The sequence below is a fragment of the Prauserella sp. PE36 genome (genome assembly GCF_003311655.1).
GTDB classification, from domain to species: domain Bacteria; phylum Actinomycetota; class Actinomycetes; order Mycobacteriales; family Pseudonocardiaceae; genus Prauserella_A; species Prauserella_A endophytica.
Map to the genome: position 1 here is coordinate 293,647 of NZ_QEQT01000050.1, position 13,939 is coordinate 307,585.

The following is a 13,939-nucleotide window of genomic DNA, read 5'->3' on the forward strand; positions in this document are numbered from 1 at the left end:
GCCCGGCTCCGACGTCTCTGATGAGGGCCGCGCGACCGGCACGGCCACCGGACGGAAGGACCGCCATGACCGGCACCGCACACCGCCGCGTGATCGCCTGGGCCAGCATCTCGATCGACGGCTACACGAGCGGCCCGGATGGGCCGGCGCACGACACGTGGCTGCACCGGCACGCCCTGCGGCAGGAGACCGCCGAGTACTTCGAGGGCGTGTGGCGCGGCGTGGACACGGCGCTGCTGGGGCGCACCAACTACGAGGGGTTCGCGTCGGTGTGGCCTGGGATCACGCGGGATCCCGCGACCGACGAGCGCACCCGCGAGCTGGGCACGTGGCTGGAGACCGTGGAGAAGGTGGTGTTCTCCCGCACGCTGGAGCGCGCGGACTGGCGGAACTCCCGGATCGCCCGTGAACCCGAACGGGAGGTCGCCGCGCTGAAGGCCGCGCCCGGGCGTGACCTCATGGTGCTGAACAGCGCGAGCGTGATCCAGACGCTGCTGAAGGCGGACCTGGTTGACGACCTGCGGTTCGCCGTCGTGCCGACCCTGCTTGGCGGCGGGCTGCGGCTGCTGCCCGAGGGTCTTCCCGCGTCCGGCTGGACGCTGGCGAGCAGCGCGACCCTCGCGCACGGCGCGGTGTGCCTGCACTACCGGCGCGGCTGATCCCGCTCCGGCCAGTTCGCGGTGAGCGCGTCGAGGCCCTCGGCGAGCTGGGCGCTGGTCGGGGTCGCCTCGCGCGGGATGCGGGAGGCGAGCACCGTGCCGAAACCGGCCATGCGCACGACGTCGTCGATCAGCGTGTCGAGGTCGTCGGGCCAGTCGAACTCCGGTTGCGCGATCAGCAGGCTCACGAGGCCGTGCAGCGCCGACCAGAGCCCGACGGCGAGCGACTCGGGACGCCCGCGCATGATCCCGGCCGACACGCACGCCGCCGCGGCCTCGGTGACGTAGCGGAAGCACTCCCGCGCGCCCGGCGACCGGTGGGCCGAGGGCCGCATCAGGAGCACGCGGTACTGCACGGGATGTTCGAGGGCGAACGTCGCGTAGACGCGCCCGCACCGGCCCAGAACACGCAGCGGGTCGTCGACGCCCTCGGAGCGCTCCCGCATCCGGCGTTCCAGCTCGCCCCACGACTGGAGGCACACCGCTTCGAGCAGGTCGTCCCTGTTCGCGAAGTGCAGATAGACCGACGGCGTCGTGACCCCGGCACGCGCGGCGACCGCGCGCAGTGTGAGCGCGCCGTCGGTGCCCGTCTCCACGAGCAGCGACTCGGCGGCCAGCAGGATCTCCTCGCGCAGCTTCTCCCCCTCACCGGGGCGGGCCCGCGAGCGCGTCGAGCTCATCGGCACAGCGTGACAGAGCTGACTTGACACCGTCAACTTGACGCTGTCAATCTGAGCGCATGGGCAGCTTCCATGAGGCCACGGCGCTCACGCGCGAGCCGGGCACCGACCTCTTCACCGTGGACCTCGATCCCCAGTGGACGGTCGGCGGCCGGATGCACGGCGGCTACCTGCTGGCCGCGATGGCGAGGGCCGCCACGGAGGTCGGCCCGCACGCCCATCCGCACGCGGTCAGCGCGTCGTTCGCGGTGCCGCCGCAGGCGGGGCCCGCGCGGGTGTCGGTGGAGGTGCTGCGCGCGGGCAAGGGGCTGACGCAGTCCCGCGTGCGGCTCGGCCAGGACGGCACCCCGTGCGCCGAGGCGCTCCTGACACTCGGCCCGCTCGCCGACCACGAGCCCTACTGGTCGGGCGTCACGCCGGCGGATCTCCCACCGGAGCACGAGTGCGTGCGCGTCCCGGCCGAGGCGCCCGGCGCGGGCTTCCGGGTGGACCTCATGGACGTGGTGGAACAGCGGCTCGACCCGCGCCCGCTCGGCTTCCTCGGCGGAACCCCGTCGCGCCAGGGCGAGATCTCGGGCTGGCAGCGGCTCGCGGACGGCTCCGACTGGGACCCGCTGAGCCTGCTGGTGGCGCTGGACCCCGTGCCACCGGTGTCGTACGACCTCGGCATCCCGGGGTGGGCGCCGACCCTGCAGATCAGCGCCTACCTGCGGCGCCCACCGGCTCCGGGCCCCGTGCGCGTCCGGATGCGGGCCGGCGTCGTCGCGGGCGACCGGATGGACGAGGTCGCCGAGGCGTGGGACAGCAAGGACCGGCTCGTAGCCCAGGCGACGCAGCTCGCAGGGGTCCGCCTGCCATAGGGCGCGTCGCCCGACCCGCTGCCCAGTGAGGGGATCGGCAGACGCGCCCTAGCCCTGTCGGGCCTTGTAGCGCGGGTCCCGCTTGTTGAGGACGAACACCTTCCCGTGGCGGCGCACCACCTGCGCACCCGGCTTGTTCTTCAGTGAGCGCAACGACTTCCGGACCTTCACGGCCACTCCCTTCATCGTTGTTGTTGACAACGATTTTCATTATACTCACCCCGGCCGCGAACACCCTCGCGCAGGCGCCGCATCGTGAGGTAGCCTCTCCGCTAGGTCATGAGCGCCAGCGTCAAGCCCCGGCTCGCTGGCCGGCAACCCTCCTACCGTGGTGGGGTGCCCCGGGTGACGACCTGGCTCGCCGGAACAGGCGGGCAAGCGCGGGCCCCTCACCGGGTCCCAGGACCCACCGAGGAGGCCACATGTCCGTCACGTTCGCACCCCCTGCCCTCGCCACCGTCATCCCGCCCGCCGTGCCCGGCACCGCGGGTGACGACCTGCGCGTGCCGCTGGTGACCGGCGGGGAGATCGGCTACGCCAACCTCGACCACGCCGCCAGCGCGCCGTGTCTTTCCGCCGTGCGCAGGGCGGTCGACGAGTTCCTGCCGTGGTACGCGAGCGTCCACCGCGGCGCCGGGTTCGCCTCGCAGGTGTCCACAAAGGTCTATGAGCGAGCCAGGCAGGCCGTTGGCGCGTTCGTCGGAGCGCGGTCGTCCGACACGGTGGTCCTCACGCGCAACACCACCGACGCCCTCAACCTGCTCGCCCGCGCCGTCCCGAAGGGCACGGCCGTGGTGCTGTTCGACACCGAGCACCACGCCGCCCTGCTGCCGTGGCGGGGCAGGCACGTGTACCGCGTGCCTGCCCCGCGCGCCCGGCACGAGGCCGTGCGCGTGCTCGCGGAGACGCTCGGCCGCTGCCCCGAAGGTCCTCGGCTGGTCGTGGTCGCCGGAGCGTCCAATGTGACCGGTGAGGTGCTGCCGATCGCCCAGCTGGCGCAGGCCGCACACGCCGCTGGAGCCCGCATCGCCGTCGACGCCGCCCAACTGGCCCCTCACCGCGCCGTGTCGCTGCGCGAACTGGACGCGGACTACGTCGTCCTATCCGGACACAAGCTCTACGCGCCCTTCGGGGCGGGCGCGCTCGTCGGCAGGGCCGACTGGCTGCGGGCCGCCGAGCCGTACCTGGCCGGTGGTGGCGCCAGCAAACTCGTCACCGGGCACGAGGACGGCCTCGGCGTGGTCTGGAACACCGGGCCGGAACGGCACGAGGCCGGCTCCCCCAACACCGTCGGCGCGTACGCGCTCGGCGTCGCCTGCACGGAACTGGCCTCGGTTCGCGACCGCGTCGAGGCGCACGAGGCGGACCTGCTCGCCCGGCTCGACCGCGGCCTCGCCTCGGTACCGGGCCTGCGTGTCCTCCGGCTGTTCGACGACGACGGCGACCGCGTCGGCACGGTCTCCTTCGCGATCGATGACCTCTCCCCCGGACTGATCGCCGCCGTCCTGTCGGCGGAGCACGGCATCGGCGTGCGGGACGGCGCTTTCTGCGCGCACATCGCCACCCGCAGGCTCATCGCCACGAGCGGCGGCGACGGGCAGCAGGCCGTGCGGGTCAGCGTCGGGCTCGGGACGACACGCGAGCACGTCGACCGCCTGGTGACCGCGCTGCGCGAGATCACGGAAAGGGGCCCGCGGTGGACCTACGCCGAGACCGACGGCCGGTGGGCGCCGAGCCCGGATCCCCGTCCGCTACCGGGTTTTCTCGGCTGAGTCAGGCGGGGTAGAACGGCTCGGTCCGCACGCGGCGCGCGCGGCGTGGACCAGAGACCCCGGGGCGCGTCCTCGACTCGGGCGGCGCAGTGCACGTCCTCAGGCGCGCGGACCAAGCAGGTCGACCGGAACGGAGCACGGCCACCCGCCTGGCCCCGCCAACGCCAACGCCAACGGTCGCTAGCTCCGGCTCAGCGGTGCCGGAGCCGCCTGCGCCGTCGACCGGCTCCGGCACGGGGTCTCCGGCTCCGCCACCGGCACGCGAGCCGCCTCCGAGGTACTCGTCAGTCGAAGCGCTCGTACCTGGGGTCGCTGGCGGGCAGCGGCAGCGCGGGCTCACCCTCCAGGATCTTGCTCATCGCGCCGAACCACGTGCGTGCCGGCGTCTTGCCGCCGAACATGTTGCCGCTGTCGGCGGGGACGGCGCTGACGTTGCCGGGCCCGCCGTCGTAGAGACCGCCGTTGGGCACGTCGGGCCGGAACACCATCGCCGCGCCCGCGAGCTGCGGCGTGGCGCCGAGGAACGCCGCGGAGCCGTTGACCTGTGTCGTACCGGTCTTGCCGATCATGGGCCGGTTCCAGCCGACGCCCTGGGCGGCTGCCGCCGCCGTGCCGCCGGGCAGGTCGTCCTTGCTCATACCCACGGCGAGTGTGTTGGCGAGCCCCTCCGGCACCGCCTGCTCACACGGCTGTTCCTTGATCGGCACCGGGTTGCCGTCGCGGTCGGTCATCTCGCCGATCGGCGTCGGCGGGCACCACACGCCGCCGCTCATGATCGTCGCGGCCACGTTGGCGAGTTCCAGCCCGCTCGTGGGGCTCACGCCGAGGGTGAAGGAGCCCTTGCCGGGAGAGTTCGCGGTGGGCCCGAAGAACTGGGTCTGGCTCTGGCTCAGCTCCTGGCTCTCCGCCTCGGGGTTCACCGGGCCGCCGTTCGCCGCGTTGGACGCCATCGTCTTGCGCAGGCCGAGCTTGCTGGCCATGTCGACGACGGCCTTCATGCCCGCCTGTTCCTCGAGGATCACGAAAGCCGTGTTGGGCGAGGTCTGCAACGCGGTCTGCAGCGTCATCGAGCCGCTGCCGCCCTCGGTCGCGTTGGTGACGCAGTAGCCGCGCGTGTAGGGCGCGATGTAGGGGCACGGCGCGGGACTGCCGCTGAACACCTGGGACACGTAGGAGCTCGGCGACTGGATCGTGTCGTAGATCCCCACCTTGCCCGTCGCCATCGCCGCCGCGGCGGTGAAGATCTTGTAGCTCGACCCGGCGCCGGTCACGTTGGCGACGTCGGAGGGCAGCGAGTACTCGGTCTGCCCGGCGCTCGCGTCGGGCCCGTAGTCGCGGTTGGCTGCCAGCGCCACCACCTCGTGCCGGTCCTTGCCCGGCTTCACCAGCGACAACGTGTTGGCGACGTTGTCCTCCATCTTGCCGACCTGTTCCTCGGCCGACTGCTTGGCGAGGTGGTTGGCCTCCCGGTCGAGCGTCGTGCGGATCGTGTATCCGCCGGTGTAGAGGTCGTCCTTCGTCATGCCCTGCTCGAGCAGGTAGTCCTCGACGTACTGGCAGAAGAACCCGTGCTCGGGACCCGCGCCCACGCAGTTCGCGGCGGGCTTCTCCGGGCCGTTCGGCACCACGCCGAGCGGCTCCGCCTTGAGCCGTTCGGCGTCCTCCTCGGAAAGCTTGCGGTTCTCGACCATCTTGTCGAGCACGAAGTTCCGCCGCTCCGTGGCCCGCTCCGGGTTGTTCCACGGGTCGTTGGCGACAGGGTTGTTGACCATGCCGGCCAGCAGCGCGCCCTGCGTGACGGTGAGCTTGTCCGGCGTGGTGCCGAAATAGGCGTGCGCGGCGGCGCCGACGCCGTAGATCTGCCGGGAGAACTCGACGACGTTGAGGTAGCCGGCGAGGATCTCCTCCTTGCTCATCTTCGTCTCGAGCTGGATCGCGACGCGCGCCTCCTTGAGCTTGCGCGCGATGGTCGCCTCCTGCGCCCGCTGCTGACCGAGCTGGTCGTCGCGGTAGGTGACGTTGATGAGGTAGTTCTTCACGTACTGCTGGGTCAGCGTCGAGGCGCCCTGTGTGTCGCCGCCGGAGGTGTTGCTGATCGCCGCGCGCAGCGTGCCCTTCCAGTCCACGCCGTGGTGCTCGTAGAAGCGCCTGTCCTCGACCGAGATCAGGGCCCACTTCATGGCCTCGGAGATCTGGTCCGGCGTGGTCGGTATGCGGTACTGGTCGTACAGCGTCGCGATCGGGTTGCCCTCCCGGTCGGTGACGGTGGTCACCAGCGGCGGCGGGTCGTCGGCGAGGTCCGAGGACATGGACTCCACGGTGTCGCTCGCCTCGTTCGACATCACCCCCGCGGCGCCGACGACCGGGAACAGGATCCCCGCCACCAGCACGCCGGCGAGCAGACACAGACCGAGCATTTTGAAAAGGCCGTCCCGCATACGCACGTGCGCAAGGGTACGCAAGGCGACGTTGGCTTCCGGTGATCCCCTGACCTCACCGTGTCGCCACCGCGTGGGGTATCGGCGGCCACAGGCCCAGCACGAACGCGGCAACGTCGGCGGCCAGCGCGGCGGGCACGTCCCAGGCGACGAGGTGCCCGGCATCGGGGTAGATGACGAGCCGTGCCCCCGGCGTGGCGGCGACCAGCCGCTCCTGCTCCCCGCGGCCGAGGAGGGTGTCGCGCTCGCCCCACAGCACCAGCGTCGGCACGGTGATCACACCGGTCTCGGTCGGCGCCTCGGCCCCGGTCAGCCCGGCGAGCACGGCGCGCCAGACGTGCGCGGGCAGTTTCGCGTTCTCGGCCACCATCTCCCCGACGAAGGACTCCGGCAGCGCGGCCGTCACCGGGATCGCGCCCAGCACCTCCCTGGCGAGGTCCGGACCCACCGGATCGGTCATGCGCTCGACCGTGGCGGCGAACGGCGGCCGCACACCGTGCAGCCCTCGCGGCGCACCCGCGAGCACGAGCCCCAGCACCCGGCCGGGACGGTCGATCGCGCAGCGCTGCGCGACGAGCCCGCCGCTGGAGTGCCCGAGCAACACGGCTCGCTCGAGCCCCACGGCGTCGAGAAACGCGGGCACGTCGGCGGCGAAGTCGGCGAGCGCGTAGCCGTGCTCGGGCTTGGTGGAGTCGCCGTGGCCGCGCGGGGTCACCGCATACACGTGCAGCGCACCGGGCAGGTACGGCAGCAGCGGTTCGAAGAACCGGTGCGAGTCGGCGTAGCCCGGCAGCAGCACCACGGGCACGCCGGAGCGCTCGCCCCGCTCCGCGAACGCGAGGGTGACGCCGGTGGCGAGCGCGACCCGGCGAGTGGCGGGCGGTGCGCTCATGACCACGTGACCGTGACGGCGACCGGCTCTCGCAGGGCGAGGTAGACGGGGCACCGGTCGAGCCACGCCTGGCGCAGCGTCTCCAGGCGTGGCTCCGGATCCGGCGAGTCGAGCCGGATGTCCAGCGACATCCCCGCCAGCCGCGGTTCGGCGCCTGCGACCCCGGCGAGTCCGCGCAGGTCCTCCTCGCACCGGGCCACCGCCGACACGTCGTGGAGCCGCACGTCACACAGTGGCGCGAGGACGTCCCGGATGAACGCCACCGCACCCGCGGCCAGCCCGCCCAGCAGGTACAGCGTGGGGCTGGGCGCGCAGTTGCCGCCGCCGACCGCCCTCGGCAGGTCGGCGTACCACGCGAACGGGCCGCCCTCCACCCGCACGCGTTGCTCCCCGGGCATCGGGGTCGCGGTGGCCGAAGGCGCGGACGCGGCCGAAGCCGGGTCCGCCGTGAGTTTGGCCAGGTGCTCCTCGAGAACGACACTCAGCACGGCGGCCTCCCGGTCACACTCGTGGCCACGCGGCCGGATCACACGGGCGCCTACGGTCACTGTGGACGGTCGCGACCGGCCTCGGACCTTCAGTGTCGTCCCGGTCGCGCCTGTTCACAAGGGTCGCGTGGTGCGATACTCCGGCGATGGGTGAGCTGGCCGCGCTGGTGCGGGCGGAACGGCTGAGCCTCGCGGACTTCCTCGAGGGCCTGGCGCCGGACGACTGGGCGGTGCCGTCCCTGTGTGCGGGGTGGACGGTGCGCGACGTCGCCGCGCACCTGGCGTGGGCGCCGGTGCAGGGCCCCCGGGAGATGCTGGGGCTGCTCCTGCGCAGTGGCTTCCGGGTCAACCGGCTCAGCGCCGACGCCGCACGGCGCTGGGCGGAGCGGGGCAGGGATGCGATCCTGGCGCAGCTGCGCGAGAACGCGGCCAGTGGAGCGCGCCCGGCGGGCACCCCCGAGACGGCCGCGCTCGCCGACGCCGTGGTGCACGCCCTCGACATCCGCCGCCCGCTCGGCCGGGCCGGCCCACTCGACCCGGCCGCGTTCCCGATCGTGGCCGACCTCTTCGCCACGATGCGGTGGCCGATGACGATCACGATCGGCGGCAACGCGCGCGAAGCGATGCGCGGGCTGCGGCTGGTCGCCTCCGACCTCCCGTGGTCGCACGGCAGCGGTCCCGAGGTGAGGGCCACGGCCGAGTCACTGTTGCTGGTGCTCACCGGCAGGCCCGTGGCCGACGACGAGCTGTCCGGCACCGGCGCGAGCACGCTGCTGGCCCGGCTCCGGTGACCCCCGGTGCGCTGCGCCGGCGGCGCACCGATTGAATGCGCGAGTCAGCCAGTTGCGGGCGAAAGCCCAGAATCGGAGGGTCACCGTGGCCGACGCTTCACGTGACGTCGAACGCTTCTACTCCACGAGCGAGGTGGTGGCGAAACTGCGCCGCCTCGCCGACGCGCTGGAGAACGAGACGCCGTTCCGGATCCAGATCGCCGGCGAGCGGATCCGCGTGCCCGCGCGTGCCGAGTTCTCCGTCGAGCACGAGCGGGGCGACGGCGAGGAGGAGATCGAGTTCCAGCTCAAGTGGACGCTCACCGAGGAGAGTGACGACGAGGACGGCGAGCAGCCGGTCGTCTGAGGTGGTGCCGGGTCTCCCGGGCGGCGTCGTCCGGGAGACCCGCACACCTCCGGGATAGGTTTAACCAATCGCTTGACATGCAGATAACCCGCGCCTAATGTGGCCGCATTGGTTAAACCAAAGCCCTACATGGAGGTGGGTGCATGGGCGTGGACCTCTCCTTCCTGGTCCGCAGCCTCGCCGAGCAGGCGACCCCCGAGCCCGAGACCGGCCGGCTCCGCCTGCCCACGGAACGGGAGCTCGTGACCTCGCTGGAGGTCAGCAGGGGAACGCTGCGCGAGCAGCTGTCGATGCTCGAGATGCTGGGCTTCCTCGATCGCACGCAGGGCCGGGGCTCGTACCTCGGCGCTCCCGACGCGACCTTCTTCCAGCTCTACTTCGACCTCTCCAGCCAGCTGGGCCATCTGAGCGGCAAGCAGTTCCGCTCCGCCCGCGAGATGCTGGAGATCTCCGTCGCCGAGGCCTCGGCCCGCCTCGCCACCGCCGACGACGTCGACGACCTGCGCGGCCTCGTCGACGACATGGTGCGCGCCAGCAGCGAGGGCGACGACGACCGCGCGCTCGAGGCCGACCTGGAGTTCCACCGGCGCCTCTTCCACATCGTCGACAACCCGATTTTCAGCCTGCTGCACGACGGGCTGAGCCACGTGCTGCGCACCGAGGTGATCGACCGGCGCCGCGCGGCGGTGGAACGGGAACCGCTCACCGAGGGCAAGACCCGCGTGATCGACACCGTCCACTACGGAATCGTCGAGGCCGTCGGCGAGCGCGACGGCGAGGGCGCCCGCACCGCCATGCGGCGCCACTTCGACGTCTGGGCGTCGCTCACCGGCACCGGCTGACCCACGACCCCACTCCCCAACGCCCCGCTCAGCGGCATCGAGCGCGGGTGTGGCTGCCCCCTACCCGAAAACAGGAGAACCTCCATGAGCGAATCCGCCGTCGTGTTCGTCGGCGCAGGCGCGATCGGCAGGCCGATGGTGAGCCGCGTGGCCGCCGCCGGGCACACCGTCGTCGCCGTCGACCCCGTTCCACAGGCCAGGGAATGGGCCTCGGACAACGGAATCCCCGCGGTCGCGGCGTTCGCCGAGGCGCCGCGCTCGGAGTTCGTCGTCGTCGTGGTGGCGACGCCGGGCCAGCTGGCGGCACTCGTCGGCGAGGCGCTCACCGGCGACGTGACCGGGCAGCGCTGGATCGTCATGAGCACGGTCGGCCCCGACTCCGTCCGCGAGCAGGCCGCGCGGCTCACCGCGGCCGGCGCCCGCGTGCTCGACGTCCCGGTCACCGGCGGTGTCGCCCGCGCCCGCACCGGCGAGCTGACGCTCTTCGCCTCGGGCCCGGCGGACGAGATCGCGGCCGCGCGCCCGGTACTGGACTGCTTCGGCACCGTGCGTGAGGTCGGCGCCGCGATCGGCGACGGCCAGGCCATCAAGGTCGTCAACCAGCACCTGTGCTCCGTCCACATCGTCGCCGCCGCCGAGGCGCTCGCGCTGGCCGGCAGGCTCGGCCTCGATCGCGAGCAGGTGCTCTCACTCGTGGAGCAGGGCGCGGCAGGCTCGTGGATGCTGTCGGACCGCGGTCCGCGCATGCTCCAGGGCACCGACGTGGAGGTGACGAGCACGATCGGGATCTTCGTCAAGGACAGCGACCTGGTCGCCTCGGCGGCCCGCGGCGCGGGCGCCGAGACTCCGCTGCTCGACGTCGCAAGGGAGCGCTACGACCGCGCGGCCGCCGCCGGGCTCGTCCAGCGGGACGACTCGCGCGTCATCGAGACCTACGCCGGGACCGAGTAGAAGGAGCCGTCATGTCCGCTGTCCCCGATTCCCGCAAGGACAACCCGGCCAAGGTGTCGGTGGCCTCGATGATCGGCACCGCCGTGGAGAGCTACGACTTCTTCATCTACGGCACCGCGTCGGCCGCCTACTTCGGCAACGTGTTCTTCCACTCCGGCAACGACCTCATCGGTGTGCTGGCCTCCTTCGCCACCCTCGCGGTCGGCTTCTTCTTCCGCCCGCTCGGCGGCTACCTCGCCGGGCACTACGGTGACCGGCTCGGCCGCAAGAAGGTCCTGCTGTGGTCGCTCACCGTCATGGGCATCGGCACCGTCCTCATCGGACTGCTGCCGACCTATGGGCAGGTGGGCGCGCTCGCGCCGATCCTGCTGATCCTGCTGCGCATCCTGCAGGGCATCGGCTTCGGTGCCGAATGGGGCGGCGCCGTGCTGATGGCTGTGGAGCACTCCCCCGAACGCAAGCGCGGCTTCTACGGCGCCGTGCCGCAGATCGGGATCCCCGCGGGCCTCCTGCTCGCCAACGGTGCGTTCCTGCTGTCCGAGGCGCTGTTCGACGGCGACTGGGCATGGCGCATGCCGTTCCTGTTCTCGATCGTCATGATCGCGGCCGGCATGTTCATCCGGATGCGGATCTCCGAGTCGCCCGAGTTCACCGAGATGAAGGAGCGCAAGGAGATCCGCAAGGCGCCGGCGCTCGACGTGATCCGGCGCGACTGGCGGGTCATCGTGCGCATCATGGCGCTGCGGCTTGCCGAGACCGGTGGCTACTACGTCACCACGAGCTTCCTGCTGTCCTACGTGGTGCTGGCCTCGCTCACCGACAAGGAGAGCGTGCTCATCGGCACGATGGTCGGCTCCGCGCTCGGCCTCGGCAGCCACCTGCTGTTCGGCGCGCTGTCGGACCGGATCGGCCGCAAACCGGTGTTCCTCATCGGCTCGCTGTTCACGATCGCGTTCGGCATCCCGATGTTCCTGATGGTCAACACCGGCGCGCTGATCATGGTGATCGTCGCGGTCACGCTCGGCCTGCTGTTCTCGCACGACCCGATCTTCGCCGTCGAGTCGTCGTGGTTCTCCGAGCAGTTCCCGCGGGACGTGCGCTCATCGGGCATCTCGCTGGGCTACAACGGCGCGTCGATGGTCGCCGGGCTGCTGCCGTTCCTCGCGACGGCGCTGTACGGCTGGATCGGCTGGACCGGTCCGGCGCTCCTGTTCGTCCTGCTGGGCGTGGTCTCCACCGTCGCCGCCGCGTTCACGCGGGAAACCGCGCCGGTCAGGACCGGTGCCACCACCGTCGAGGACGCCGACCGGCCCGCCGCGGCCGTGAGCTGAAAGGAACAACCGACACCATGACCACCACCAGGGCCGAGAAGGTGCGGGACGCGGCGTACCGCATGCGCCACCACATCCTCGACATGGGCGAGGTGCAGGGGCAGGGCTACGTCGGACAGGCACTCGGCGTCGCCGACCTGCTCGCCGTGACCTACGTGGACCAGCTGCGCTTCCGCGCCGACGACCCGCACTGGCCGGAGCGTGACCGGTTCCTGCTCTCCACCGGGCACTACGCGATCGCGCTCTACGCGGCACTCGCCGAGGCCGGGACTGTGCCGGTGACCGAGCTGGAGACCTACGGCTCCGACGGTTCCCGTCTGCCGATGTCGGGCATGGCTTCCTACACGCCCGGCATGGAGATCTCCGGCGGCTCGCTCGGCCACGGGCTGACCGTCGCTGTCGGCATGGCACTCGGCCTGCGCCTGAAGGGCCGGGAACAACGCGTCTTCAACTTCCTCTCCGACGGCGAGCTCGACGAGGGCTCGACGTGGGAGGCCGCGATGGGTGCCGCCCACCACCAGCTGGGCCTGCTCACCGCCATGGTCGACATGAACGCGCTGCAGGCCGACGGCCCCACCGAGAATGTGCTCGGCATCGAGCCCGCCGAGGAGAAGTGGGAGGCGGCGGGCTGGTTCACGCAGCGCGTCGACGGCAACGACATCGACGCGCTGCTGGCCGCCTTCGACGCCGCCGCCGAGCAGGCGCGGCCGGTGGGCAGGCCGTCGGTGATCCTCTGCGACACCAGGATCGGCCGGGGCGTGCCGCTGCTGGAGACCAGGGAGAAGGCGCACTTCATGCGCATCGACGAGGACGAATGGCAGCTGTGCCGCGAGCAGCTGTCCGAGGGATACGAGGGAGCACGATGACCACCGCCACCAAGCGCCTCACCACGTCGGCGATGATCGCGTCGTTCGCCGATCCCGGCCAGCGGACCACGAGTGCCCCGTTCGGGCACGCGCTGGCGGCTCTCGCCGAGCGCGACGACCGGATCGTCGGCCTCACCGCGGACCTCGGCAAGTACACCGACATGCACGTGTTCGCGCAGGCCCACCCGACGCGGTTCTTCCAGCTGGGCATGGCGGAACAGCTGCTCTTCGGCGCCGCGGCCGGCATGGCGGAGGTGGGCCTCGTGCCGTTCGCCTCGACCTACAGCGTGTTCGCCGCCCGGCGCGCGTACGACTTCCTGTGCCTCGACATCGCCGAACCGAACCTCAACGTCAACATCGTCGGCGGCCTGCCCGGGCTCACCACCGGCTACGGGCCGAGCCACCAGGCTACCGAGGACGTCGCGATCTTCCGCGGCATGCCGAACCTCACGATCGTCGACCCGTGCGACTCGGTGGACATCGAGCAGGCGGTGCCGCAGCTGGCCGCCGCAGAGGGGCCGACGTACCTGCGGCTGCTGCGCGGCAAGGTGCCCACGGTGCTCGACGAGTACGACTACACCTTCCGGCTCGGCAGGGCCGCCGTGCTGCGCGACGGCGCCGATGTCGTGTTCGTCTCCAGTGGACTGATGACCATGCGTGCCCTGCAGGCGGCCGAGCGGCTGGCCCGGCACAAGGTGGACGTCGCGGTGGTGCACACCCCCACGATCAAGCCGTTCGACGCCGGGACGGTGCTGGCCGAGGTGGACAGCGACCGGCTCGTGGTGACCCTGGAGAACCACACCGTGGTGGGCGGCCTCTTCGAGACGGTCGCCTCCGCCGTGGTCTCCCGGGGTCTCGGCAAGCGCGTGGTGCCGATCGCGCTGCCCGACGAGTTCCTCGCCGCGGGCGCGTTGCCCACCCTGCACGAGCGCTACGGCCTCGCCACCGACACCGTGGTGACGAAGGTGCTCGGCGAGCTGGACCGCTGACCCTCTCCCGCGCGTGGCCCGCTCAGCTGAGCAG

15 protein-coding genes and 1 riboswitch are annotated in these 13,939 nt (G+C 71.8%); of the genes, 10 read left to right on the forward strand and 5 right to left on the reverse strand.

All coding sequences use genetic code 11. The features are described 5' to 3' along the window. Positions 1 to 65: 65 nt before the first annotated feature. Positions 66 to 659 carry a dihydrofolate reductase family protein gene (locus DI005_RS12405; RefSeq protein ID WP_112269238.1) on the forward strand — a complete coding sequence of 198 codons (594 nt, stop codon included), beginning with the start codon at positions 66 to 68 and terminating at the stop codon, positions 657 to 659. Here the strand turns inward: DI005_RS12405 and DI005_RS12410 are convergent. After that, the gene (locus DI005_RS12410; protein WP_113642209.1) at positions 644 to 1,339 is read right to left on the reverse strand and encodes a TetR/AcrR family transcriptional regulator; all 696 of its coding nucleotides are present in this window, start codon (positions 1,337 to 1,339) and stop codon (positions 644 to 646) included. The two genes, DI005_RS12405 and DI005_RS12410, sit on opposite strands and share 16 nt — an antisense overlap. Before the next feature lie 59 nt (positions 1,340 to 1,398). Here DI005_RS12410 and DI005_RS12415 point away from each other — a divergent pair, with 59 nt between their 5' ends. Next, positions 1,399 to 2,199 (forward strand): thioesterase family protein, encoded by an 801-nt coding sequence (locus tag DI005_RS12415; protein WP_113642210.1) that lies wholly within the window; start codon positions 1,399 to 1,401, stop codon positions 2,197 to 2,199. A 48-nt stretch (positions 2,200 to 2,247) separates the two neighbouring features. Here the strand turns inward: DI005_RS12415 and ykgO are convergent, their stop codons facing one another. Further along, positions 2,248 to 2,370, reverse strand: coding sequence for a type B 50S ribosomal protein L36 (gene ykgO / locus DI005_RS12420; protein ID WP_110337168.1), 123 nt, complete (start codon positions 2,368 to 2,370; stop codon positions 2,248 to 2,250). A 104-nt stretch (positions 2,371 to 2,474) separates the two neighbouring features. Beyond that, positions 2,475 to 2,586, forward strand: a riboswitch (SAM riboswitch). 35 nt (positions 2,587 to 2,621) lie between these two features. Here ykgO and DI005_RS12425 point away from each other — a divergent pair. Then, the gene (locus DI005_RS12425) at positions 2,622 to 3,971 is read left to right on the forward strand and encodes an aminotransferase class V-fold PLP-dependent enzyme (RefSeq protein WP_113642211.1); all 1,350 of its coding nucleotides are present in this window, start codon (positions 2,622 to 2,624) and stop codon (positions 3,969 to 3,971) included. A 284-nt stretch (positions 3,972 to 4,255) separates the two neighbouring features. Here the strand turns inward: DI005_RS12425 and DI005_RS12430 are convergent, their stop codons facing one another. The 3 genes from DI005_RS12430 to DI005_RS12440 are packed head-to-tail and all read right to left on the reverse strand — an operon-like array spanning position 4,256 to position 7,789. Then, a complete protein-coding gene (locus DI005_RS12430) occupies positions 4,256 to 6,415 on the reverse strand; it encodes a transglycosylase domain-containing protein (protein WP_112269224.1) in 2,160 nt (719 codons plus the stop codon). Positions 6,416 to 6,464: 49 nt separating this feature from the next. Continuing rightward, positions 6,465 to 7,301 carry an alpha/beta fold hydrolase gene (locus DI005_RS12435; protein ID WP_113642212.1) on the reverse strand — a complete coding sequence of 279 codons (837 nt, stop codon included), beginning with the start codon at positions 7,299 to 7,301 and terminating at the stop codon, positions 6,465 to 6,467. Then, complete coding sequence (locus DI005_RS12440; protein WP_199542747.1) at positions 7,298 to 7,789, reverse strand: OsmC family protein; 492 nt, start codon at positions 7,787 to 7,789, stop codon at positions 7,298 to 7,300. The genes DI005_RS12435 and DI005_RS12440 overlap by 4 nt, the downstream gene beginning before the upstream one ends. Before the next feature lie 146 nt (positions 7,790 to 7,935). Here DI005_RS12440 and DI005_RS12445 point away from each other — a divergent pair, with 146 nt between their 5' ends. The 7 genes from DI005_RS12445 (at position 7,936) to DI005_RS12475 (ending at position 13,905) form a co-directional block, all read left to right on the forward strand. Beyond that, positions 7,936 to 8,580, forward strand: coding sequence for a maleylpyruvate isomerase family mycothiol-dependent enzyme (locus DI005_RS12445; RefSeq protein WP_113642213.1), 645 nt, complete (start codon positions 7,936 to 7,938; stop codon positions 8,578 to 8,580). 85 nt (positions 8,581 to 8,665) lie between these two features. Then, positions 8,666 to 8,926, forward strand: a complete 261-nt coding sequence (locus DI005_RS12450) for an amphi-Trp domain-containing protein (RefSeq protein WP_112269218.1) — start codon at positions 8,666 to 8,668, stop codon at positions 8,924 to 8,926. Positions 8,927 to 9,069: 143 nt separating this feature from the next. Next, a complete protein-coding gene (locus DI005_RS12455) occupies positions 9,070 to 9,768 on the forward strand; it encodes a FadR/GntR family transcriptional regulator (RefSeq protein ID WP_112269216.1) in 699 nt (232 codons plus the stop codon). Positions 9,769 to 9,852: 84 nt separating this feature from the next. After that, the gene (locus DI005_RS12460; RefSeq protein ID WP_113642214.1) at positions 9,853 to 10,719 is read left to right on the forward strand and encodes an NAD(P)-dependent oxidoreductase; all 867 of its coding nucleotides are present in this window, start codon (positions 9,853 to 9,855) and stop codon (positions 10,717 to 10,719) included. Between the two features lie 11 nt (positions 10,720 to 10,730). Continuing rightward, the gene (locus DI005_RS12465; protein WP_112269212.1) at positions 10,731 to 12,050 is read left to right on the forward strand and encodes an MFS transporter; all 1,320 of its coding nucleotides are present in this window, start codon (positions 10,731 to 10,733) and stop codon (positions 12,048 to 12,050) included. 17 nt (positions 12,051 to 12,067) lie between these two features. After that, complete coding sequence (locus tag DI005_RS12470) at positions 12,068 to 12,916, forward strand: transketolase (protein WP_112269210.1); 849 nt, start codon at positions 12,068 to 12,070, stop codon at positions 12,914 to 12,916. Then, positions 12,913 to 13,905 (forward strand): transketolase family protein, encoded by a 993-nt coding sequence (locus tag DI005_RS12475; RefSeq protein ID WP_113642215.1) that lies wholly within the window; start codon positions 12,913 to 12,915, stop codon positions 13,903 to 13,905. Before DI005_RS12470 ends, DI005_RS12475 begins: the two co-directional genes overlap by 4 nt. The last annotated feature ends 34 nt before the right edge of the window (positions 13,906 to 13,939 follow it).